This is a genomic window from Streptomyces sp. NPDC030798 (genome assembly GCF_055572275.1).
In genome coordinates this window covers 463,519-484,945 of the sequence record NZ_JBVIDR010000004.1, presented here as the reverse complement: position 1 = coordinate 484,945, position 21,427 = coordinate 463,519, and the positions used below count along the sequence as shown (strand labels likewise).

The window sequence follows — 21,427 nt, the reverse complement described above, 5'->3', positions numbered from 1 at the left end:
ATACGGGGGTCGGTCCCGCGACCCCCGTGCTCCACACCCGCGCGACCCCCCACCGGCAACCCCTACTGAGGAGACTCATGTTCGGGCTCAGACGTGCCAGAAAGACCGCCGCGACCCTGGTGGCCACCGCCGCCGCCGCGGCGACCGCGCTGGTCGCCTCCCCCACGGCGACCGCCGCTCCCCAGCCCGTCGTGGGCGGTACGACCACCACCACGACGGCGTACCCCTTCATGATGCAGATCACCGACGCGTCCGGCGGACAGTTCTGCGGCGGCACCCTGGTCGCCGCCAAGAAGGTCGTGACGGCCGCGCACTGCATGGTCGGCGAGTCCCCCAGCAGCGTCCGGGTGGTCGGCGGCCGGACCTACCTCAACGGCACCAACGGCACGGTCAGCAAGGTCAGCAAGATCTGGATCAACCCGGACTACACCGACGCCACCAACGGCGACGACGTGGCCGTGCTGACCCTCTCGACGTCGATGCCGTACACCCCGGCGAAGTACGTCTCCTCGTCCCAGACGGGCGTGTACGCGGCCGGCACCACGGCCCGCATCCTCGGCTGGGGCACCACCTCGGAGAACGGCAGCTCCTCCAATCAGCTGCGGACCGCGACCGTCCCGATCGTGTCCGACTCCAGTTGCAAGAGCTCCTACGGTTCGGACTTCGTCCAGTCCGACATGGTTTGCGCCGGATACACGTCCGGCGGCGTAGACACCTGCCAGGGCGACAGCGGCGGTCCCCTGCTCATCGGGGGCGTCCTGGCAGGGATCACTTCCTGGGGCGAGGGGTGCGCGGAGGCCGGCTACCCGGGTGTGTACACCCGGCTGGCCACCTTCTCGGACCTCGTGACCGCGCAGGTCACCTCGTGACCCGGAAGACCTCCCGAGCACCTCTCGGGTAGATGCCAGGGGGGCGTTGCGGGCCACCACGAGCGGCCCGCAGCGCCCCCCTCTCCACGCGTACGGCGGTGTGCCACCGGGGGGCTCACCGCCGTACGACGGTGCCGAACCGGATGTCGTACGGCCTCCCGGGGTGCATCGTCGCCAGCATCCGCTCCCCCTCCGCGGTGACCTCCCGCGCCTGGCTCCTCGTCAGCTCGCCGAAGACCTCGACCACGAGGGCGTCGCCGTCCAGGTGCCACAGTCCGGCCAGGAAGCCGTCGACCAGGAGGGTGCGGAAGGCCTGGTTCCGCTGCCAGCTCCGGCCCCAGTACGCGGGCGGTATCACGCGGCTGCGGTCGGCGTGGGAGAGCAGCAGGTTGTCGAACTCCGGCAGGAAGCGGGGCGGGGCCGGGGTGTCCGGGTCGGGGCGGGGAGCGTCGGGCAGGTCGAACAGCTCGACGCCGTGCGGGTCCCGGAAGGTGAGCAGCCGCGGGCGCAGCCGCTCGAAGACGTCCCGCAGCCGGGTGAGTCCGGCCCAGGTCTGCATGTCCTTGACGGAGGCGGGCCCGAACGCGGCGAGATAGCGCAGGACGGCCTCCTCCGGGTCGGGGGCGGGCTCGGCCGGCCGGCCCAGCCAGTGCTCGGCGGTGGTGAGGGCCACCTGTCCGCCACGGCCCCACAGGCCGCGCGGGGTCACCTGGACCAGGGGCAACCGGCAGCGGGCGGCGACGGCCAGCGCCCGCGGGTCGGCGTCCGGCCACACGGCGCCGAGCGCCTCGCGGAGCTGGGCCATGGTGCGCGGCTCGGCCTCCACCAGCTCACGCGTGCACCCGGCCAGCCGGTCGAGGTCCACCCCGGCGAGACCCGTGCGGAAGGCGGCCAACTCCCGGTCGCGGGCGGGCTGCACGAGCGGGCGCAGCGTCAGGCAGTCCTCCGCGGTGTGGGTGTGGAGGGTGGAGCGCAGGGTGACGATCCGGGCGGTCGCGCGCTCGGCCATGAGCGCCGACAACTCCTCGGGTGCGAAGCCGTCGAGGCGGGCGGCGAGGGCGTAGTACGGCGGCTGGACGTTCTGCGCCTGCAGGCCGAGCAGATGGCGTACGGCGTCCAGGGCGGACACCGGGGAGCGGCGCAGCAGGAGCTGCCGGGCGAGGGTGGCGCGGTTGAGGGCGCGGGTGGTGAGGACGGGGTCCGTCGCTGCGCTGCGCTTCGTCATACCCGGCACGCTAACGCCGCTCGCGGACACCTTCTGTCCGCAACTCTCCTCCTGCCCGTGTCCGCTTCGCGATCACGCCGACGCCGGCCCGACGGGGAGGCAGCCGATGCCCGAGCGACCCGCGCGACCGGGCGCAGGAACGGCGGACGCAAGTCCGTCCTGCGCCGGACCGTCCCCGAAGCCCCCACTCCCCCGCCGGAACCGGCGGCATCGTCCGGACCGGCGAGTGACCGGCCGGTCGGCGAGGCCGACGGGGTGAGGAGATCGCCGGCCGCCGCGAACCTAAGACCGGCCTGGCCGGCCGGCAGGCCAAGGCCCGCATCGCGATCCGCGCCGTCATCCCGCCGGCACCGGGCACCGTGATGGCGATGGAATACGGGAGTCGGCGCTGTCCGTGCCCGCCGGCACCGGCACGCGCTCTGTCGGCCAACTCGCGGATGCGTCGGTCTGCATGGACGGGGTCCACATCGGCATCCCGGTTGCCCCGCAGCGCACCGCTCCTTGCCCGAGGGCGCAGAGACGCGGCCCGGCGGGAATGGTCGACAGGGGGCCCGGTGTCGTAAAGGGGGACTACTACGTCAGGGGAGTTGGCATGAGCGACGCGTTGGTGCTGGGCGGTGGCGGTGTGGGCGGGATCGCCTGGATCACCGGGGTGTTGGCGGGGCTGGCCGACGCCGGGCGGGATGTCACGGGGGCCGGGCTGCTGGTCGGGACCTCCGCGGGGTCGGCCGTCGCGGCGCAGCTCGGCAGTGGGCTCGGCCTGGACGAGTTGTACGCCCGGCAGGTGGAGCCGGAGCTGCAGGCCGCCGAGATCACGGCCGAGTTCGACCTGGAGAAGTTCCAGGCGGAGTTCGGTGCCGCCGTCGGGGAGGCCGCCTCCCTGCCGGAGATGCGGCGCGCGATGGGGCGGATGGCGCTCGCGGCGCGGACCGTGCCGGTGGCCGAGCGGCGGGCGGTGATCGAGTCGCGGCTGCCCTCCCACGAGTGGCCCGGGCGTGCGCTGAGAATCGTGGCCGTGGAGGCCGACAGCGGTGAGGTGCGGGTCTTCGACAAGGACTCGGGGGTGCCGCTGGTCGACGCCGTCGCGGCGAGCTGTGCGGTGCCGGGGGTGTGGCCGCCGGTGACGATCGACGGGCGTGCGTACGTGGACGGCGGGGTGCGGTCGGCGACCAACGCCGACTACGCGCGCGGGAAGGAGCGGGTGCTGGTGATCGCGCCGATGGGCGAGACCGAGCCGTTCCCCAGTGAGCAGCCGCTGGAGCGGGTCGTCGAGGAGCTGCGTGCGGAGGGCGCCGAGGTCGAGGTCGTGGCACCCGACGAGGCCTCGCGTGCCGCGATCGGCGGCAACCCGCTGGACCCCGCCACCCGCCGCCCGGCCGCCGAGGCGGGCCGGGAGCAGGGGCGGGCGCTGGAGCTGCGCCGGGCCTGAGGCCGGTCTCCTCCCGGGTCAGGAGCCGTGGTCGCAGACCGACGGCAACCAGGTCAGGTTCTTCGGCCCGCTGAGGGTGTCCAGGTTCTTCAGCAGCTCCGTCAGGTGCCGCTTCCCCGGGTCGGCGAGGTAGTCGATGGTCGCCTGCGCGAAGGCGTCGCGGACCGGGGGCGGCATGGCGTCGGAGGCGTCGAAGCAGTGCACGGCGCCGTCGTCGAGGAGGGTGCCGGCCAGGGAGCGGTGCCAGTCGGCGGCGGACCCCGCGGCCGGCGGCCCCACCCGGGCGTCGACGGAGAAGCCGGACTCCTTCTCGCTCCAGGCGCGCTGGGCGCCGGCGGAGGCGAGGTGGCGGATCAGCTTCCTGGCCTGCGGGGTGCCGTGCAGCAGGGCGACCAGGTCGCCGGAGACCTCCCAGGTGTCGTGGGCGGTCGCGCCGGGGATCAGCCGGGCCGAGGGCTCGTACCGGCCGTCGACCTGCTTCCAGGGCGCCTGGTTGCGGATGAACGAGGCCTGGTGCTCCAGCGTGCACTGCCGCGGCTCGGCCGTGACCAGCTCGGACGCCTTCTGGTACTCGGTCCTCAGCGCCCGCAGCACGAGGTTGCGGGGCCCTCCGGACCCGACCATCTGCCCCCACGTGGTCCAGGCCCGCTCGACCTCCTCGGACTGCCAGGGCAGTTGGCCGCGCGCCCAGCGCTCGTAGGTCTTCGGGCCGTACTGCTGGAGCAGGATGTCCTCGATCCAGTCGGTGCCGGGCCAGCCGCTGGTGGCGCCGGAGCCCATGCCCAGGCACCACTGGTCGGGACGCTTCGCCGCCTGCCGGCGCTGCTGCTCACCGGTGCCCGCCGGGTACCAGACGATGCTCTTGAGGTCCGCCTTGAGCGGGAACCAGTACACGTGGCCGTTCAGCGGCGTGGCCCACGAAGGGCTGAAGGCGCCGCGCGGGACGAGCGTCTCCAGCGGCTGCAGCTGCTTCTGCCGGGCGTAGCCGGCGAGTTCGCCGGGGCCGGTGAGCACGACCACGTCGGGCGGGGTGCCGGCCTCGACGTCGGCGCTGAGCACCTGGCTCTCCGCCGAGCTGCCCTGGTAGTCGACGTGCACGTGGTACCGGCGCTCGAAGGGCCCGATCACCGCCTCCCGGAAGTACCGCGCGTCCCGGCCCGTCCAGTTGGCCAGCAGGGTGACGGTCGGATCCTGCGCGAGGGCGCGCACCCCCAGCACGACGGCCGCCGCCAGCAGGACGAGGCAGCTCGCCAGGACGGCGACCGTGCGCGGCACGCGGCGCCGCGCGGCGGGGACGGCCGGGCGGGGGCCGTCCGCGGGGGCGCTCACCGGGACCGGAACCGGTAGTCGTTGACGTGCGGCCGCAGGCCCGTCTCGGTCAGTGCCATGAGCAGGATGCCTCCTATCACGATCCACACCGCGGCCGCGGCACGGAAGCCGGTGTGCGCCAGGTACGCGGCGGTGCGCCGACCCGCCTCCGCGGCGGGCTGCCCGGGCACCACCGCGTCGAGCACGCCGCGGGTGTCCGCCATGCCCCGGTGCGTCCACAGCGTGAACAGCACGAGCGTCACGAACCCTCCGGCCAGCAGGACGGCCGCGGCGATGAGCCCGCGGTTGTAGCGGCGCCGGAAGCGGCGGCGCAGGAAGAGCTGGGTCTCCAGCAGGGCCGCGCCCAGGGCGAGGACGAGCACCGCGGCCGCGCTCCAGCCGAGCCACAGCGGCCATCCGAAGGACGTCTGCCGTGTCACCTCGGCCCGCACCTCGCGCTGCAGCAGCTTCAGCCGGGCCTCGATGCCGGACTCGCCGGTCGTCAGCATGCTGGTCGCGTAGCTCAGGTACGCCTCCCGCAACACACTGCCCCGCGGCTGCAGTTGGGCCTTTTGCACCATGCCGGTGTATCCGGTGATCAGCCCGGTGACCGTCTGCAGGGCCTGCCGGCCCGCCGGGCCGCCCACGTCACCGGCGGCGGCGAGGCTCTGCATGGCCACCGAGATCTGCTTCTGGAACTCGCTGGTCGAGGGCGTCGGCCCGGTCGCGTCCGCCTGCGCCTCACCGAGCGCGTACAGGGCGGTGTCGATGGCGGCGACGGCGGGGGCACTGGAGGTGCGCAGTGGGTCGGCGTCCCCGTGCACGCCCTCGTAGGAGACGAACAGGGTGACGGTGAGCAGCGCGGACAGGGCCAGCAGCAGCCGGCGGCGCACGGAGAGGTCGTGGGCGGTGGTGCTCTCGCCGAGCGGCGGACGGCGGCCGGCGCCGAGCAGCCGGCCGAGGAGGCCGGGCAGCCGGGCTCCCCGGTCCCGCGGGGCCGGGGCCGCGTGCGCGGGCGGGCGCCGGGCCGCGCGTGCGTCCTGTCCGTCGCCGCCACGGTCCGGGTGCGCGGTCGCCGGCGCGTCGGTGGTCATCTCGCTCCCTTCAGCCGGCGTCCGCACTCGCCTCCGCAGTACACGGAGTCCGCGGGGCCGAGCCATCCGCAGTCCGGGCACTCGACGAGGTCGTCGGCGCCGGCCGGGGCGCGGGCGTCGGTGCCGGGCGGGGCGGCGGCCGGCGGGGAGAGCTGCTCCGGCGGTGCGGTCATGGCGCTGGAGAGGATCAGGTGCTGCCAGTCGACGTCCTTGAGGCCGTCACGGACCCGGCCCGCGCCCGGCTCCGCCTCGATCCGGCGCAGCGCGCCCAGCAGATGGGCGTCGCCCAGTTCCCCGGCCAGCGTCAGGGCCCGGGCGAGCGCCCGGTCCGCCTCCGCCCGGCCCTCCGCGCGGCGCAGCCAGGCCCGGTACGCCTGGGCGACCGCCGCGCTCGCCTGCTGGTACAGCTCGTACCGGCGCACCCCCGGATGCTGCCGTGACGCGTCGAGCGGGTCGTCGGTCCAGCGCACCAGGACGGGCCGCGGCGGGGGCAGCCGTACGGTGCGCCCGAAGTCCGGCACGGCCACCTCGACGGCGGCCAGCTGGAGGTCCTCGCCCGTCTCGCGGCCGGTCGGGTCGGCGCTCAGCACGACCTGGAAGTGCCGGGTCTCCTCGCCCCAGGCCCGGGTGACGTACTCGGCGCCGCGACCGCCCGACTCCGGCCCGGTGGCGAGGAGTTCCTGCTCGCCGGGCACCACCTGCTTGACCTGGCGGATCACCGTGCCGGGCGTCGGGGTGAGCCGGATGCGCAGCTCGGGGACGGCGGTGCCGAGCAGGCCGTTCACCAACTCCTCGTAGGCGGCCGGGAGTTCCGACTCACGGCGGACGGCTCCGGCCCGGCCGTGCAGCCGCCGGGTGATGCGCAGCAGCAGATCGGCGTCCCAGTCGTCGCCGATGCCCCAGGCGTCGCAGACGAAGCGGCCGTCGCAGGCCTCCAGGGCGGTGTCCAGGCTCATGGTGGCGCGGTGGTCGTGCTCGTTGCGTCCGTCGGTGAGCAGCAGGACGTGTTTGATGGGGGCGGTCTGCCGGCTCAGCAGTCGCCGGGCGAGGTCGAGCCAGTGGCCGATGGCGGTGCCGCCGTCCGCGTCCAGGATCCGTACGGCGCGTTCGGCGGCCTCGCGCTCGGCGGGTCCGGCGACGGCCATCGCCTCCTGGCCGGGGCCCGGGTGGACGAGCGTGGCGTCGAACCGGCCGGAGAGCACGGCGAAGGCGGTGCCGTCCGGCAGCAGGCGCAGGGCCGCGACCGTGGCGTCCTTGGCGGCGTGGAGTTTGGCGGCCGGGTGGAGCATGGAGCGGGAGGTGTCGACGACGAGCACCTCGGCGAGGGCGGGTCCGGAGCCGGGGGCGGGGCCGGCGGCGAGGACCGGGGTGCCGTTGTTCCTGACGCCGATCTCCAGGATGGCGTGCATCTCCCGGTCGCGCGGCTGCCCGGCGCCGGCCGGAACCACGGGCAGTTCCTTCTCCTGGCCGACCTCGAGGGTCACCACGACGTCCTCGGTGCCCTCGGCCTGCTCGGCGCCCCCGGTGCCTCCGCTGCTCCCGCTGCTCCCCGCGTACTCGGGGTGTGCGCCGTACTCGGTGTCCCCGGCCCCGCTCATGGCTGCGTCCCCCTCGCTTCCCTGTGCCGTCGGTGTCGTCAGAACCTGCTCATCGGCCGTACCGCGTGCGCCAGGTCGAGCAGCCGGCCGTGCTCGCTCGCGGTGCGCGCCTGGGCGGCGAGCTGCCGGAAGGACTGCTCCAGCAGGGTGCGCAGATCGCCCTCGCTGCCGGAACCGAGCAGGTCCCCGGCGGGGAACGCCGCTCCCCAGCCCGACTCCGGGCGGCCGTGCAGGGCGTTCTCCCGGACCTCGGCGACCAGCCGGGCCCGTGACTCGCCGGTGGCGGCGCCGCCGTCCAGGCGCAGTTCGGGCAGCCGCCGGGCCGCGTCCCGCAGGTCCGCCACGGACGGCGCCGCACCGTGCAGGAGGCCGGCGCGGATGCGGACGGCCGCGATCCGGGCGGCGTCGTAGTGGCGGGAGGTGGAGGGGACGTCGTCCAGGACCCGTACGGCCGCGTCCCGGTCACCGGCGGCCAGGTGTCCGCGGGCCAGGCCGAACGCTGCGGCGGTGTGCGCGAAGTCCCGGGCCCACACGGCCTCGTACGCCCTCATCGCGCGGGACGTGCGCCCGTCGGCGCCGTGTTCGGCGCAGTAGCCGAGGGCGAGCTTGGGCACGTACTCGCCGGGCAGCGCCCCGTAGACCGCCTCGAAGCAGATGCCGGCCCGACGCACCTCGCCCTTGCTCAGGTGCAGCACGCCCCGGTGCCAGGCGATGCGCCAGTCGTAGCCGGCGGCGTGTTCGCCGAGCTGGGTCTCGGCCTCGGCGAGCCAGCTCTCCGCCTCCCCCTGCCGGTCCTGCCTCAGATAGGCGCGGCACAGCCACAGCGCGGTCTCCGGGGTGCCGAGGCGGGACTCGCGGGGCCACTGCCGGGCGACGCGGTCGGGGGCGTCGGGCGGGAAGGTGTCCAGCAGCAGCGCGGCGCCGTCGTCGGGATCGGGGACCGGCTCCGGGAGGGCGCCGGCCACCTCGGCGGGGTCGGGCGGCGAGACGTTCAGCCCGGCGGGGTGCGCCCCCGGGCGGGTGGTCCAGTGGTCCAGGGCGGGAATGGCGCCGAGCCCGGCGTCGAGTCCGGCGTCGGTGGCGCGGAACCGGGTGGAGCTCTCGGGAAGCTGCTCGCCGAACTGCAGCGAGCGGAACTCGCGCAGCACCTCCCAGAGTTGGCGGGACATCTCGGCGGCCGAGCGGAACCGGGCGCGGGGTTCGGGGTGGGTGGCGCGGTCGACGATCCGGCGGAAGGAGTCGGGGGCCAGGCCCCGGGCCGGCTCGGTGCCCCGGAACAGGGCCTGCAGGGTCATGCCGACGGTGTAGAGGTCGCTGTCGACGTGCCAGCCCCGGCTCTCGATCTCCTCCTTGGGCGGGGCGAAGGTCGCGGTGTACACGTAGGCGGAGGTCCGGTCGCCGATCGCGCGCACCGCGCCGAGGTCGATGACCTTGACGGCCCGGCCGAAGTGGATGACGTTGGCGGGCTTCATGTCGCAGTACAGCAGCCCGCGTTCGTGCAGGTACTGCAGGGCGCCGAGGATCTTGCAGCCGTAGGTCAGGACGTGGTCGAGGCGCGGGCGGCCCTGGAAGATCCGCTCGGCGTCGTCGGCGTCGAACAGCTGCTGCAGGGAGCGGCCGCCGATGTAGTCCATGACGAGGTAGCCGGTGGGTGGGCGGCCGGGGGCCCGGTGTTCGGCGTAGGTGATGATGCGGACGATGTCGGGGTGGTGCAGGTCGGTGAGCGAGCGGCGTTCCTCGACGGCGTTGCGGCGGGCGAGCGCGTCGTGGACGTCGATCAGCCCCTTGAGGACGACGCGGTGGCCGTCGGCCTGGGTGTCCTCGGCGAGGTGGATCCAGCCGAGGCCGCCGCGGGCCAGGCAGCCGAGGATCCGGTAGTGCCGGTCGACCACGTCGCCCTGCTCCAGCTGGGGCAGGAAGGAGTACGGGGTGCCGCAGCGGGGACAGCGGCCGGTGGCGCGGGCGGGCTGGCCGCCGTAGCCGACGCCGATGGTCATGGTGCAGCCGTTCGCGCCGCAGCGGCGGCCTCCGGTGGGCGGCCGGGGGTCCTCGATCAGGCCGCCCTCGGGTGCGGGCACGTCGGGCAGGACGACCAGTCCGTGCTGGTCGAGTTCGCCGACCCCGGCGACGACGTGGACGGGCTGCGGCGCGGGCGGTTCCTCGGGGCCGGGGCCGGGAGGCGGGGACGTGGGCTCGGACGCGGGTGCCGACGGGGGTTCGAGGTGCCGGTGGCCGCAGGTGTCGCAGTAGCCGGTGCCCATGATGTGGCCCGCACAGCCGGGCCGGATGCACGAGGTCATGAGGCTCCCTCCCTTCCGGGTGCCGTGCCGGAGCAGAAGCCGACGAACCGCTCGACCGCGCCCTCGGCCCGGTCCACGTCGCAGGGGGTCTGCCGGAGCAGGGTCAGGGCGTGCTCGTAGAGCCGGTAGGCCTCCATGACCCGGTCGCCCTGGGCGGCCGCACGGTCCCGGCACAGCGGCCAGGCGGCGGTGACGCGGCCGAGGAGCTCCGCGCGGCGGCGCAGCCGGGCCTCCAGGAGGCCGGTCGCCTGTTCCAGGCGCAGGCGGCGGCGTTCGACGGCGTCCTCGAAGGTGAACAGCAGGTCGGCGCGGCCGGGTTCGCGCTCCCGGTCGGGGGTGTGCTCGACCCAGGCGCGCAGCATCCGGGTGCGCCGTACGCCGGCCTGCGCCTGGTCCAGGAGCTGCCGGGTGGCCGGGTCGGGCAGCACGAGGTCGCGCTGTTCCTCGAGAGCCGGGCCCAACGCGCCGACGATGTGGTCGATGTCGCGGTGCAGCCGGGTCCAGCGGTCGCGCAGCGGGCGCCGGACAAAGGATTCAGCGGCCTGGGTGGCGTGGCCGGTCGCGCGGCGGAAGACCAGCAGGAGCCGGGCTCCCTGCCGGGCGAGGTGGTCCAGCAGGCCGAGCAGCGCCTCGGGTTCGGCGGCCCGGTCGACGCCCACCAGGACGGCGGCGAGCGGGACGCGCAGGGCGCCGAGCCGTTCGGGCCGGGGATCGCCGCGGATGCCGAGCCGCTCGGCGATCCGGTCCATGACCTGATGGGCCGTCATGTCCTTGACGTCGAGGGCGAGGTCGTGGCCGCCGGCCGGGGGCACGGTCTCGGGCGGGTCCTGGCCGGTGGCGCTGGTGTTCTGCCGGGTGCGCAGCTCGCGGTCGGCGAGGGTGACGGCGCGGGTGAGGGTCCAGGCGCGGGCGCCGCGGGCGGGGACCACGGTGACGAGCACCGGCCAGCCCTCGCCGCGGAACCAGGCGGCGAGTTCGGTGGCGAACGGCACGTCGAGCCGGCCGGCGGCGGTGGTGCGCAGCGCCGGGTCGACCGCTTCGGCGCCGTGGGTCCAGTCGGCGACCTGCGGCAGATGGCTGATGATGGTCTCGGTGGGGCTCATGTAGCTGAAGACGGAGCCGGGTCCCTGGTCCACGCTGAGGACGATCCCGATGACCTCGCCGGTGGCGTGGTCGACCACCGCCCCGCCGCTGAATCCGGGGACGGCCCGTTCGTCCGGGGTCTGCGGGCGCAGTTGCACCTGGCTGTCCCGGCCGCGGGCGGCGAGCAGGGTGGCGCCGTGCCAGCGGCCGCCGTCGTCGCCGGCCGGGAAGCCGTACATGCTCACCGGCCCGTGCGGCGTGGCGCGCCGGTGGAGCCGGATGGTGTGCCCGGCCGGGCGGGGCTGGGCCAGCCGGAGCAGGGCCAGGTCGCCGCTGCGGTCGCCGGAGCTGTCCTCCCGCTGCGGCACGTACTCGTCCTCGTGGACGGTGGCGGTCACGCCGGGTGTGCCGGGCGCGCCGACGAAGTGGACGACGTAGGACCGGCCGGGCCGGACCACATGGGCGGCGGTGAGCACCCGGTCGGGGGCGAGCAGCACCCCGGCGCCGAGGACGCGCCCGTCCGGTGTTCCGACGCGCGCGATCCAGGGCGGCGTCCTCAACCGCGACGTGACGGCTCGCTCCCCCGTGCCGGTCATGTCATCGAAGGTTACTCCGCGTGCTCTTCCGGTACCACTGGTGTGCACGGGGTTCAACGGCCGGAACGCTCCTGGCGTGCCTCCCAGCCCGTCCAGTGCCGCACGGTGACGGTGATCACGGGACCGGTCGGCGGGCGGTCCCGGTACTGCGGGTACTTGGCGCGGAGCAGGGCGACGGCGGTGGCGTGGGCCTGCCGTACGGCGGGGTCGGCGGCGTCCGGCGGGAGGAGGCGGGCGTCGCCGTCGGCGCGGGCCCACCACAGGTGGTCCCAGTTCTCGTCGTAGGCGTCCGCGAGCAGGCACACCGCCGGGTGGGCGGCGATGTTCCGCAGCCGTTCGAGGCGGGTGGTGGTCTTCGGTTTGTGGTCGACGGCGGTGACGAGCCGGTCGGTGCCGCCGGCGGCGTGCCGGGCGAAGACCACCGGGACCAGGCAGGGCCTTCCGGCCGCGTCGACCGTGGCCAGCCGGGCCACCCGGGAGGCGTCGAACCGCCGCCGGGCCTCGGCCGGGTCCAGCCGGGGCATCGTCGTCCTCAGTGCGGGGCGTGCAGGGCGTCGAGCACGTCGGCGTCGGTCAACTGGTCGAAGTCGTCGTACCACTGGCCCACGGCGCTGAAGGCGGCCGGCCGGTACGGGCAGACGACCAGGTCGGCCTCGGCGGCGAGCAGGTCGAGGGAGTCGGGGGCGCCGACGGGGACGGCGAGGACGACCCGGGCGGGCGCCCGGCGCCGGACGTGGCGCAGCGCGGCTCGGGCGGTGGCGCCGGTGGCCAGGCCGTCGTCGACGACGATCACCGTACGGCCCGTCAGGTCCGGGGCGGGCCGGTCGCCGCGGTAGCGCCGCTCGCGCCGGGCCAGTTCGCGCCGCTCGCGCTCGACGACCGGGGCGAGCCGCTCCTCGGTGAGGCCCAGATCGCCCAGGGTGCCGGTGTCGAAGAGGGGCGGGTCGCCGGCGGCGAGGGCGCCGACGGCGAACTCCTCGTGATGCGGGGCGCCGATCTTGCGGACGACGAGCACGTCGAGCGGGGCCCCCAGGGCACGGGCGACGGGCGCGGCGACGGCGATCCCGCCGCGGGGCAGAGCCAGCACGACGGGGTCGGGGAGTGCGCCCCCGCTGCGCAGGTCGCTCAGCAGGCCGGCGAGTGCGCGTCCGGCCTCGGCGCGGTCCCGGTAGCGCATGACTGGTCCTCTCGCCGGGGGTGGTGGTCCGCCGGCAGGTTCTCCTGCCGGCCTTCCCGCACCTCCATGGTGCTACGGCGGTCCGGTCCGCTGCCCGCACACCCGAGGATTCGCACACATGCGCTATACACAGTGTGTATAGTCCGGGCATGCCTCTGACGACTTCGCCCACGAGTTCGACCGAAGAGAACCCGGTCTCACAGCCCGCACCCAGGAAGATGCGCAGACCGGGCCGAAGGTTGCGTCCGGCGGCGCTCGCCTCGGTCGCCGCCTGTCTGGCCCTGACCCTGTCCGGCTGCGCGGAGGTCGACACGACCGCGCCGAGCACCGCGCGCGCCGAGGCGGCGCACGGGGCACCGGCCCGGTTCGGGACCGTCGACTGCCGCGAGGCCAAGTGCGTCGCGCTCACCTTCGACGCCGGGCCCAGCGAGAACTCGGCACGGCTGCTGGACATCCTCAAGGAGAAGAAGGTCCCCGCGACCTTCTTCCTGCTCGGCAAACGGCACATCGAGAAGTACCCGGAGCTGGTCAAGCGGATGGCCGCCGAGGGCCACGAGGTCGCGAGCCACACCTGGGACCACAAGATCCTCACGCGGATCTCCGACGCGCAGATACGCGAGGAGCTGAAGCGGCCCGACGACGCGATAGAGCGGCTCACCGGCCGCAAGCCCACCCTGATGCGCCCGCCGCAGGGCCGCACCGACGCCGACGTGCACAGGATCTGCAAGGAGCTGGGCCTGTCGGAGGTGCTGTGGAGCGTGACCGCCAAGGACTACACGACCGACGACTCCTCCCTCATCACCCAGCGCGTCCTCGACCAGGTGTCCCGGGACGGCATCATCCTGCTGCACGACATCTACCGGGGCACCGTGCCCGCCGTGCCCGGCATCATCGACGCGCTCAAGGCCCGCGGCTACGTCTTCGTGACGGTGCCTCAGCTGCTCGCGCCGGGCAGGGCGGAGCCGGGGAAGGTGTACCGGCCCTGAGGCACCGGGTCACCGGAGCAGGTGAGCCGGCGGGCGAAGGCGCAGGTGGCCGCCGCCGGTTCTCTACGATCGTGGCGTGCCCCTCTTCACTGTTGAACGCACCGTGCCGCTGCCCCTCGAGGAGGCGTGGCGGCGGCTCACCCAGTGGCCCCGTCACGGTGACGTGGTTCCGCTGACCCGGGTCACCGTGGTCACCCCGGGGCCGACCCGCGAGGGAACACGCTTCGTGGCCCGCTCGGGCGTCGGCCCCCTCGCCTTCGACGACCCGATGGAGGTGACGGTGTGGCGCCCGCCGGCGGACGGCGAGCCGGGGCTGTGCCGGCTGGAGAAGCGGGGCCGGGTGATCCTCGGCTGGGCGGAGATCGAGGTACGCCCGGGCCCGGGCGGCCGCAGCCGCGTCGTCTGGCGCGAGGAACTGCGGGTCCGCTTCCTCCCCACCGCCCTCGACCCGCTCCTGCGCCGCACGGCCCGCTCGGTCTTCGGCCGCGCCGCCAACCAGCTGCTGCGGCGGGCCTGAGGGGGCCCGGTCGTCTTCCGGCTGAGGGACCACCGGAAGCCCGGTCGAAGGCCCTCGGCATCGTCGTACCGGGGGCGGTGGCACTTGGGCCGGACGGTTTTGCCCGGGTGGGGCCGCTGGTCCCGGCGACCCTGCGCCGGCCGGGGCCGTGCGGCGCCCGGAGGGCGGGGTGGGGCTGTACGTGGCCGGTCGGCACGGACCGTCCCGCGCTCCTGCAGCGGCGGCTTCGGGGAGCCGTCAGGCCACCGATCCGATGCGCCGGGCCGGTTGCGACGGGGTGTCGTGGTGGATGGGGGTGTGCGCGCCGGTCAGGGAGGCGCCGCTGCCGCCGCGCCGGGCGGCGACGATCTCCGCGGCGATGGACAGCGCCGTCTCCTCGGGCGTACGGGCGCCGAGGTCGAGGCCGATGGGCGAGCGGAGCCGGGCCAGTTCGAGTTCGGTGACGCCGACCTCGCGCAGGCGCGCATTGCGGTCGAGGTGGGTGCGCCGGGAGCCCATCGCGCCGACGTAGGCGACCGGCAGGCGCAGGGCGAGCTGCAGCAGGGGTACGTCGAACTTGGCGTCGTGGGTGAGGACGCACAGGACGGTGCGGCCGTCGACCTCGGTGCGCTCCAGGTACCGGTGGGGCCACTCGACGACGATCTCGTCGGCCCCCGGGAAGCGGGCCCGGGTGGCGAAGACCGGGCGGGCGTCGCACACCGTGACGTGGTAGTTCAGGAACTTGCCGACGCGGACCAGCGCGGAGGCGAAGTCGATCGCGCCGAAGACGATCATGCGGGGCGCGGGGACGGAGGACTCCACCAGGACCGTGAGCGGGGCGCCGCAGCGCGAGCCCTGTTCGCCGACCTCCAGGGTGCCGGTGCGGCCCGCGTCCAGGAAGGCGCCGGCCTCGGCCGCGATGGCGCGGTCCAGCTCGGGGTGGGCACCGAAGCCGCCGTCGTAAGAGCCGTCGGGGCGGACGAGCAGGGCCCGGCCCCGCAGCTCCGCCGGGCCCGACACGACCCGCGCGACCGCCGCCGCGTCCCCTCGCGCGGCGGCGGCCAGCGCGGCCGCGACCACCGGCCGGGCGGGACCGTCCGCCCGGACCGGTGTGACGAGGATGTCGATGACGCCGCCACAGGTCAGGCCGACGGCGAACGCGTCCTCGTCGCTGTAGCCGAAGCGTTCGAGGACGGTCTCCCCGTCCTCGAGCGCCTGCCGGCACAGCTCGTACACGGCGCCCTCCACGCACCCCCCGGAGACCGAGCCGACGGCCGTGCCGTCCGCGTCCACCGCGAGGGCGGCACCGGGCTGGCGGGGGGCGCTGCCGCCGACGGCCACCACGGTGGCGACGGCGAAGTCACGGCCCTGCTCGGCCCACCGGTTCAGCTCCTCGGCGATGTCCAGCATCTCTCGGTCTCCTAACGGGATGGTGCGACAGGGGCGTTGACGGGCTAGTGGACGCCCAGCCAGCCCTCGATGGGGTGCAGGGCGAAGTAGACGAGGAAGACCACCGTCAGACCCCACATGAAGGCGCCGATCTCGCGGGCCTTGCCCTGGGCGGCCTTGATGGCCACGTAGGAGATGACGCCCGCGGCGACACCGGTGGTGATGGTGTACGTGAACGGCATCAGGACCACGGTCAGGAACACCGGGATCGCGGTGGCGCGGTCGGCCCAGTCCACGTGCCGGGCGTTCATCAGCATCAGGGCGCCGATGACGACCAGGGCGGCGGAGGCGACCTCCTGCGGGACGATCGCGGTGACCGGGGTGAAGAACAGGCAGGCCGCGAAGAACAGTCCGGTGACGACGGAGGCGAGCCCGGTGCGGGCGCCCTCGCCGACGCCCGTGGCCGACTCGATGAACACCGTCTGGCCGGAGCCGCCCGCCACACCGCCGATCGCGCCGCCGGCGCCGTCGATGAACAGCGCCTTGGACAGGCCCGGCATCCGGCCCTTGGCGTCGGCGAGTTCGGCCTCGGTGCCGACGCCGATGATGGTGGCCATCGCGTCGAAGAACCCGGCGAGGACCAGGGTGAAGACGATCATGCCGACGGTCATCGCACCGACCTTGCCCCAGCCGCCGAACTCCACGTGCCCGAAGAGCGAGAAGTCCGGCATCGACACGGCGCTGCCGTGCAGCTCGGGGCTGCCGCCCGCCCACTGGTCGGGGGCGACGACGCCGAGGCCGTTGAGAACGGCGGCGACGACGGTGCCGGAGACGATGCCGATGAGGATGGCGCCGGGCACGTTGCGGGCCTGCAGCATGAAGATCAGCAGCAGGGTGCCGGCGAAGAGCAGGACCGGCCAGCCGGCGAGTTCCCCGGCGGGGCCGAGGGTGACCGGGGTGGCCTTGCCCTGGTGCACGAAGCCGGACTTGTAGAAACCGATCAGGGCGATGAACAGGCCGATGCCCATGGTGATCCCGTGCTTGAGCGCGAGCGGGATCGCGTTCATGATCATCTCGCGCAGGCCGGTGACGACCAGCAGCATGATGACGACGCCGTACATGACGCACATGCCCATGGCCTGCGGCCAGGTCATCTGCGGGGCGACCTGCGAGGACAGGACACCGGAGACGGAGAGGCCGGCGGCGAGCGCCAGGGGCACCTTGCCGACGAAACCCATCAGCAGCGTGGTGAAGGCCGCGGCGAACGCGGTCGCGGTGATGAGGGCCTTCTGGCCGAGCGTGTCGCCGGCCGCGTCCTTGCCGGACAGGATCAGGGGGTTGAGAAGGAGGATGTAGGCCATCGCCATGAAGGTGGTGATGCCGCCGCGCACCTCTCGCGCGACCGTGGATCCTCGCCCGGATATGTGGAAGTACCGGTCGAGCCACGACCTGCCGGCCGGGATACGGGTGCCGGCACCCGCTTCCTCCGCGGTGGTCGTCGGCTCCAGTGACTGCTGGGTCATGTGGGCCTGCTCCCAAGGTTCATAGGGGCACCCGTGCGATCGCCCTCGGGCGTTGCGCGGGATTTGGGGAGGTGCACGACCCGGGGGACGGCCCGAGACGAACAGTGGGGGGTCCTGGGGGACTCGCGTCCCCCAGGACGACTCAGAGGTTCAACCCTCGGAGTGTCACGTGCCGGTGAGGTGCTCTGGGCGCACCGGCGTGCGGTTCAGCTCCAGCCCGGTCGCGTTCCGGATCGCCGCGAGGACGGCCGGGGTGGACGACAGGGTCGGGGCCTCGCCGATGCCGCGGAGCCCGTAGGGCGCGTGGTCGTCGGCGAGTTCGAGCACGTCGACCGGGATGGTCGGCGTGTCGAGAATCGTGGGGATCAGATAGTCCGTGAAGGAGGGGTTCCTGACCTTCGCGGTCTTCGGGTCGACGATGATCTCCTCCATCACCGCCACGCCCAGCCCCTGCGTCGTGCCGCCCTGGATCTGGCCGATGACGGAGAGCGGGTTGAGCGCCTTGCCGACGTCCTGGGCACAGGCCAGTTCGACGACCTTGACCAGGCCGAGCTCGGTGTCGACCTCGACGACGGCGCGGTGCGCGGCGAAGGAGTACTGCACGTGGCCGTTGCCCTGGCCGGTGCGCAGGTCGAAGGGTTCGGTGGGGCGGTGCCGCCACTCCTCCTCGACCTCGACGGCCTCGTCGCCGAGGACGTCGACCAGGTCGGCCAGCACCTCGCCGCCGTCGGTGACGACCTTGCCGCCCTCCAGCAGGAGTTCGGCCGTCGCCCAGGCCGGGTGGTAGGTGCCGAACCTGCGGCGGCCGATCTCCAGGACCTTCTCCCGGACCAGTTCGCAGGCGTTCTTCACGGCGCCGCCGGTGACGTACGTCTGCCGGGAGGCCGAGGTGGAACCGGCGCTGCCCACCTGGGTGTCGGCCGGGTGGATGGTCACCTGGGTGACGCCCAGCTCGGTGCGGGCGATCTGCGCGTGGACGGTGACACCGCCCTGGCCGACCTCCGCCATCGCGGTGTGCACGGTGGCCACCGGCTCGCCGGCGATCACCTCCATGCGGACGCGTGCGGTGGAGTAGTCGTCGAAGCCCTCGGAGAAGCCGACGTTCTTGATGCCGACCGCGTAACCGATGCCGCGTACGACGCCTTCGCCGTGCGTGGTGTTGGACAGGCCGCCGGGCAGCTGCCGTACGTCGGCGCCCTCGCTGGACTCCCACTGGCGCTCGGGCGGCAGCGGCATCGCCTTGACGCGGCGCAGCAGTTCGGCGACCGGGGCCGGGGAGTCGACCGGCTGCCCGGTCGGCATGATGGTGCCCTGCTCCATCGCGTTGAGCTGCCGGAACGCCACCGGGTCCATGCCGAGCCGCTGGGCCAGCTTGTCCATCTGCGCCTCGTAGGCGAAGCACGCCTGGACCGCGCCGAAGCCGCGCATGGCGCCGCAGGGCGGGTTGTTGCTGTAGAGGGCGAGGGCCTCGATGTCGACGTCGTCGACGACGTACGGGCCGACCGAGAGGGAGGCGGCGTTGCCGACGACGGCCGGGGAGGCGGAGGCGTAGGCGCCGCCGTCCAGCACGATGCGGCACTTCATGTGCGTCAGCTTGCCGTCGCGGGTGGCCCCGTGCTCGTAGTACAGCCGGGCGGGGTGGCGGTGGACGTGCCCGAAGAAGGACTCGAAGCGGTTGTAGACGATCTTCACGGGCTTGCCGGTGCGCAGCGCGAGCAGGCAGGCGTGGATCTGCATCGACAGGTCCTCGCGCCCGCCGAAGGCGCCGCCGACGCCGGCCAGCGTCATCCGCACCTTGTCCTCGGGCAGGCCGAGCACGGGCGCGATCTGGCGCAGGTCGGAGTGGAGCCACTGGGTGGCGATGTAGAGGTGGACGCCGCCGTCCTCCTCCGGCACGGCGAGGCCGGACTCCGGGCCGAGGAAGGCCTGGTCCTGCATGCCGAAGGTGTACTCGCCCTCGACGATCACGTCGGCACGCCTGCGGGCCTCCGTCACGTCGCCGCGGACGATCGGCTGCCGGTGGACGATGTTGGGGTGCGGGACGTGACCGGCGTGGTGGTCGGTGCGGTTCTCGTGGACGAGGATCGCGTCGGGGGCGGTCGCGGAGGCCTCGTCGGTGATGACGGGGAGTTCGCGGTAGTCGACCTTGATCTTGGCGGCGGCGCGGCGGGCCGTCTCCGGGTGGTCGGCGGCGACGATCGCGACCGGCTCGCCGTGGTGGCGTACCTTGCCGTGGGCGAGGACCGGGGTGTCCTGGATCTCCAGGCCGTAGTTCTTCACCTCGGTGGGCAGGTCGTCGTACGTCATGACGGCGTAGACACCCGGTGTGGCCAGGGCCTCGGAGGTGTCGATGGAGACGATCTCGGCGTGGGCGACGGTGGAGCGCAGGATCTGGCCCCAGAGCATGTCCTCGTGCCACATGTCGGAGGAGTACGCGAACTCGCCGGTGACCTTGAGGGTGCCGTCCGGGCGGAGCGTGGACTCGCCGATGCCGCCCTTGGTCTGCGAGCCCTGCGTGATCTTCGTAGGAGCGCCGTTGGCCGGCATGTTCAGACCCCCTCGGACTGGCGGGCGGCCGCCAGGCGGACCGCGTCCATGATCTTCTCGTAGCCCGTGCAGCGGCACAGGTTGCCCGACAGCGCCTCGCGGATGTCCGCGTCGGTCGGGTTCGGGTTGCGCTCGAGCATCTCGTCGGCGGCGACCAGCAGGCCGGGCGTGCAGAAGCCGCACTGGACGGCGCCGGCGTCGATGAACGCCTGCTGGACGGTGCTGAGCTCGGTGCCCTCGCCGGTCTGGGAGTCGGTGCCCTTGGCCTGCCACTGCTTGGCCTCGTCCAGCGAGGTGCCGCACGCGCCCGTCGCGCAGGAGCGCTGCTTGGCGTAGTCCGCGAGGCCCTCGACGGTCACGACGTCGCGGCCCTCGACCTGACCGGCCGCGACCAGACAGGAGCAGACGGGGACGCCGTCCAGGCGGACGGTGCAGGAGCCGCACTCGCCCTGTTCGCAGGCGTTCTTCGAGCCGGGCAGGCCGAGGCGCTCGCGCAGGACGTACAGCAGGGACTCGCCCTCCCAGACGTCGTCGGCCTCCTGCGGGCGTCCGTTGACGGTGAAGTTGACGCGCATTACGCAGCTCCCTCCGAGGTGGTGCGGGTGCCGCGGTACGACTCCCAGGTCCAGGTGAGTGTCCGGCGGGCCATCACGCCGACCGCGTGGCGGCGGTAGCTCGCGGTGCCCCGGACGTCGTCGATCGGGTTGCAGGCGCCGGCGCACAGGTCCGCGAACTGCTTGGCGACCGACGGAGTGATGATCTTTCCGTTGTCCCAGAAGCCGCCCTCTTCCAGGGCCGCGTTCAGGAAGTCCTCGGCCGCCTTGGCCCGCACGGGCGTGGGAGCGGCGGAGCCGATGCCGGTGCGCACGGTGCGGGTCTCGGGGTGCAGGGCGAGACCGAAGGCGCAGACGGCGATGACCATGGCGTTGCGGGTACCCACCTTCGAGTACTGCTGCGGGCCGTCCGCCTTCTTGATGTGCACGGCGCGGATCAGCTCGTCCGGGGCGAGCGCGTTGCGCTTGACGCCGGTGTAGAAGGCGTCGATCGGGATGCGGCGGGTGCCGCGGGCCGCCGACTCCGCCTCGACCTCGGCGCCGGCCGCGAGCAGGGCGGGATGGGCGTCACCGGCGGGTGAGGCCGTGCCGAGGTTGCCGCCGACGCCGCCGCGGTTGCGGATCTGCGGGGAGGCGACCGTGTGCGAGGCGAGCGCCAGGCCCGGCAGCTCGGCACGGAGATTTTCCATGATCTTCGTGTAGGGGACGGAGGCGCCCAGCCGCACGCTCTCCTCGCCGACCTCCCACTCGTAGAGGTCGCCGACGCGGTTCAGGTCGAGGAGGTACTCGGGCCGGCGGTGGTCGAAGTTGATCTCGACCATCACATCGGTGCCACCCGCAATCGGCACAGCGGTGGGGTGCTCGGCCTTCGCGGCGAGCGCCTCCTCCCAGCTGGCGGGGCGAAGGAAGTCCATGACCGGCTCTCTTCTTCGTCTCGAGGTCGTACAGATTGAGCCAATCCGTGTGCGGCGGGCGCGGCTCGTTCATGTGCTGTTCACGCGGAGTGGACTCATTACACGGCGCCGTACTCCGGCGGGGTCAGTCACCGAAACCATGAAGGAGTTGGCTGGCCAGCGCGATCGTCTTGTAGATTCGTATGAACGGAGGTCATCGGTAACCTCTCCGATTCCCCGGGGACACGCAGGTGACGGCCCCGCGGCCCTGCTCGGCGGCCCGCGCGCGCCCGCACCGGACCGCTCCCCGGCCCCCCACCCGTGATCCATCGTAGATTTCGAGACACAGAACGGCGGCGA

17 protein-coding genes and 1 pseudogene are annotated in these 21,427 nt (G+C 73.8%); 5 read left to right on the top strand and 13 right to left on the bottom strand.

Translation table 11 applies throughout. The annotated features are described in order from the left end of the window. The first annotated feature begins 77 nt into the window (after positions 1 to 77). The gene (locus ACZ404_RS12725) at positions 78 to 869 is read left to right on the top strand and encodes a S1 family peptidase (protein ID WP_468438905.1); all 792 of its coding nucleotides are present in this window, start codon (positions 78 to 80) and stop codon (positions 867 to 869) included. Positions 870 to 984: 115 nt separating this feature from the next. Here ACZ404_RS12725 and ACZ404_RS12720 read toward each other — a convergent pair whose 3' ends face one another. Continuing rightward, a complete protein-coding gene (locus tag ACZ404_RS12720; protein WP_468438903.1) occupies positions 985 to 2,094 on the bottom strand; it encodes a winged helix DNA-binding domain-containing protein in 1,110 nt (369 codons plus the stop codon). A gap of 263 nt (positions 2,095 to 2,357) precedes the next feature. On the opposite strand from ACZ404_RS12720, the pseudogene ACZ404_RS12715 reads away from it, so the two are divergent. Further along, positions 2,358 to 2,474 (top strand): annotated as a pseudogene (locus ACZ404_RS12715) (DUF418 domain-containing protein); the annotation flags it as partial. A gap of 212 nt (positions 2,475 to 2,686) precedes the next feature. Continuing rightward, positions 2,687 to 3,523: a patatin-like phospholipase family protein gene (locus tag ACZ404_RS12710; protein WP_468438901.1), complete on the top strand. Its 837-nt coding sequence runs from the start codon at positions 2,687 to 2,689 to the stop codon at positions 3,521 to 3,523. A gap of 18 nt (positions 3,524 to 3,541) precedes the next feature. Here the strand turns inward: ACZ404_RS12710 and ACZ404_RS12705 are convergent, their stop codons facing one another. The 7 genes from ACZ404_RS12705 to ACZ404_RS12675 are packed head-to-tail and all read right to left on the bottom strand — an operon-like array spanning position 3,542 to position 12,679. Further along, positions 3,542 to 4,852, bottom strand: coding sequence for an extracellular solute-binding protein (locus ACZ404_RS12705; RefSeq protein ID WP_468438899.1), 1,311 nt, complete (start codon positions 4,850 to 4,852; stop codon positions 3,542 to 3,544). Then, positions 4,849 to 5,925, bottom strand: a complete 1,077-nt coding sequence (locus ACZ404_RS12700; RefSeq protein WP_468438897.1) for a hypothetical protein — start codon at positions 5,923 to 5,925, stop codon at positions 4,849 to 4,851. Before ACZ404_RS12700 ends, ACZ404_RS12705 begins: the two co-directional genes overlap by 4 nt. Beyond that, positions 5,922 to 7,523, bottom strand: a complete 1,602-nt coding sequence (locus tag ACZ404_RS12695; protein WP_468438895.1) for a VWA domain-containing protein — start codon at positions 7,521 to 7,523, stop codon at positions 5,922 to 5,924. The genes ACZ404_RS12700 and ACZ404_RS12695 overlap by 4 nt, the downstream gene beginning before the upstream one ends. Positions 7,524 to 7,561: 38 nt before the next feature. Continuing rightward, a complete protein-coding gene (locus ACZ404_RS12690) occupies positions 7,562 to 9,823 on the bottom strand; it encodes a serine/threonine-protein kinase (RefSeq protein WP_468438893.1) in 2,262 nt (753 codons plus the stop codon). Further along, positions 9,820 to 11,502, bottom strand: a complete 1,683-nt coding sequence (locus ACZ404_RS12685; protein WP_468438891.1) for a S1 family peptidase — start codon at positions 11,500 to 11,502, stop codon at positions 9,820 to 9,822. Before ACZ404_RS12685 ends, ACZ404_RS12690 begins: the two co-directional genes overlap by 4 nt. Positions 11,503 to 11,555: 53 nt before the next feature. Then, on the bottom strand, positions 11,556 to 12,026 hold the full coding sequence (locus ACZ404_RS12680) for a TIGR03668 family PPOX class F420-dependent oxidoreductase (protein WP_468438889.1): 471 nt from the start codon (positions 12,024 to 12,026) through the stop codon (positions 11,556 to 11,558). 8 nt (positions 12,027 to 12,034) lie between these two features. After that, the gene (locus tag ACZ404_RS12675) at positions 12,035 to 12,679 is read right to left on the bottom strand and encodes a phosphoribosyltransferase (RefSeq protein WP_468438887.1); all 645 of its coding nucleotides are present in this window, start codon (positions 12,677 to 12,679) and stop codon (positions 12,035 to 12,037) included. 218 nt (positions 12,680 to 12,897) lie between these two features. Between ACZ404_RS12675 and ACZ404_RS12670 the strand changes: the two genes are divergently transcribed. Continuing rightward, positions 12,898 to 13,665 carry a polysaccharide deacetylase family protein gene (locus ACZ404_RS12670; protein ID WP_468439003.1) on the top strand — a complete coding sequence of 256 codons (768 nt, stop codon included), beginning with the start codon at positions 12,898 to 12,900 and terminating at the stop codon, positions 13,663 to 13,665. 76 nt (positions 13,666 to 13,741) lie between these two features. Then, positions 13,742 to 14,182, top strand: a complete 441-nt coding sequence (locus ACZ404_RS12665; protein ID WP_468438885.1) for an SRPBCC family protein — start codon at positions 13,742 to 13,744, stop codon at positions 14,180 to 14,182. A 237-nt stretch (positions 14,183 to 14,419) separates the two neighbouring features. Here the strand turns inward: ACZ404_RS12665 and ACZ404_RS12660 are convergent, their stop codons facing one another. The 5 genes from ACZ404_RS12660 to ACZ404_RS12640 all read right to left on the bottom strand — a co-directional run bounded on the left by ACZ404_RS12660 (position 14,420) and on the right by ACZ404_RS12640 (position 21,088). After that, entirely contained in the window at positions 14,420 to 15,571 is a 1,152-nt protein-coding gene (locus ACZ404_RS12660; RefSeq protein ID WP_468438883.1) for an XdhC family protein, read from the bottom strand. A gap of 44 nt (positions 15,572 to 15,615) precedes the next feature. Then, positions 15,616 to 17,073 carry an NCS2 family permease gene (locus tag ACZ404_RS12655; RefSeq protein WP_468438881.1) on the bottom strand — a complete coding sequence of 486 codons (1,458 nt, stop codon included), beginning with the start codon at positions 17,071 to 17,073 and terminating at the stop codon, positions 15,616 to 15,618. A 165-nt stretch (positions 17,074 to 17,238) separates the two neighbouring features. After that, the gene (locus ACZ404_RS12650) at positions 17,239 to 19,620 is read right to left on the bottom strand and encodes a xanthine dehydrogenase family protein molybdopterin-binding subunit (protein WP_468438879.1); all 2,382 of its coding nucleotides are present in this window, start codon (positions 19,618 to 19,620) and stop codon (positions 17,239 to 17,241) included. A gap of 2 nt (positions 19,621 to 19,622) precedes the next feature. Continuing rightward, positions 19,623 to 20,195 carry a (2Fe-2S)-binding protein gene (locus tag ACZ404_RS12645; RefSeq protein WP_468438877.1) on the bottom strand — a complete coding sequence of 191 codons (573 nt, stop codon included), beginning with the start codon at positions 20,193 to 20,195 and terminating at the stop codon, positions 19,623 to 19,625. Next, positions 20,195 to 21,088, bottom strand: a complete 894-nt coding sequence (locus ACZ404_RS12640) for an FAD binding domain-containing protein (RefSeq protein ID WP_468438875.1) — start codon at positions 21,086 to 21,088, stop codon at positions 20,195 to 20,197. The genes ACZ404_RS12645 and ACZ404_RS12640 overlap by 1 nt, the downstream gene beginning before the upstream one ends. Positions 21,089 to 21,427 lie beyond the last annotated feature (339 nt).

What these genes read in the sequence shown, in the direction of transcription:
- ACZ404_RS12645 (WP_468438877.1), bottom strand. Translation starts at nt 20,195, where the DNA reads ATGCGCGTCAACTTCACCGTCAACGGACGCCCGCAGGAGGCCGACGAC.
- ACZ404_RS12725 (WP_468438905.1), top strand. Translation starts at nt 78, where the DNA reads ATGTTCGGGCTCAGACGTGCCAGAAAGACCGCCGCGACCCTGGTGGCC.
- ACZ404_RS12720 (WP_468438903.1), bottom strand. Translation starts at nt 2,094, where the DNA reads ATGACGAAGCGCAGCGCAGCGACGGACCCCGTCCTCACCACCCGCGCC.
- ACZ404_RS12695 (WP_468438895.1), bottom strand. Translation starts at nt 7,523, where the DNA reads ATGAGCGGGGCCGGGGACACCGAGTACGGCGCACACCCCGAGTACGCG.
- ACZ404_RS12655 (WP_468438881.1), bottom strand. Translation starts at nt 17,073, where the DNA reads ATGACCCAGCAGTCACTGGAGCCGACGACCACCGCGGAGGAAGCGGGT.
- ACZ404_RS12660 (WP_468438883.1), bottom strand. Translation starts at nt 15,571, where the DNA reads ATGCTGGACATCGCCGAGGAGCTGAACCGGTGGGCCGAGCAGGGCCGT.
- ACZ404_RS12700 (WP_468438897.1), bottom strand. Translation starts at nt 5,925, where the DNA reads ATGACCACCGACGCGCCGGCGACCGCGCACCCGGACCGTGGCGGCGAC.
- ACZ404_RS12710 (WP_468438901.1), top strand. Translation starts at nt 2,687, where the DNA reads ATGAGCGACGCGTTGGTGCTGGGCGGTGGCGGTGTGGGCGGGATCGCC.
- ACZ404_RS12680 (WP_468438889.1), bottom strand. Translation starts at nt 12,026, where the DNA reads ATGCCCCGGCTGGACCCGGCCGAGGCCCGGCGGCGGTTCGACGCCTCC.
- ACZ404_RS12650 (WP_468438879.1), bottom strand. Translation starts at nt 19,620, where the DNA reads ATGCCGGCCAACGGCGCTCCTACGAAGATCACGCAGGGCTCGCAGACC.
- ACZ404_RS12690 (WP_468438893.1), bottom strand. Translation starts at nt 9,823, where the DNA reads ATGACCTCGTGCATCCGGCCCGGCTGTGCGGGCCACATCATGGGCACC.
- ACZ404_RS12670 (WP_468439003.1), top strand. Translation starts at nt 12,898, where the DNA reads ATGCGCAGACCGGGCCGAAGGTTGCGTCCGGCGGCGCTCGCCTCGGTC.
- ACZ404_RS12675 (WP_468438887.1), bottom strand. Translation starts at nt 12,679, where the DNA reads ATGCGCTACCGGGACCGCGCCGAGGCCGGACGCGCACTCGCCGGCCTG.
- ACZ404_RS12640 (WP_468438875.1), bottom strand. Translation starts at nt 21,088, where the DNA reads ATGGACTTCCTTCGCCCCGCCAGCTGGGAGGAGGCGCTCGCCGCGAAG.
- ACZ404_RS12685 (WP_468438891.1), bottom strand. Translation starts at nt 11,502, where the DNA reads ATGACCGGCACGGGGGAGCGAGCCGTCACGTCGCGGTTGAGGACGCCG.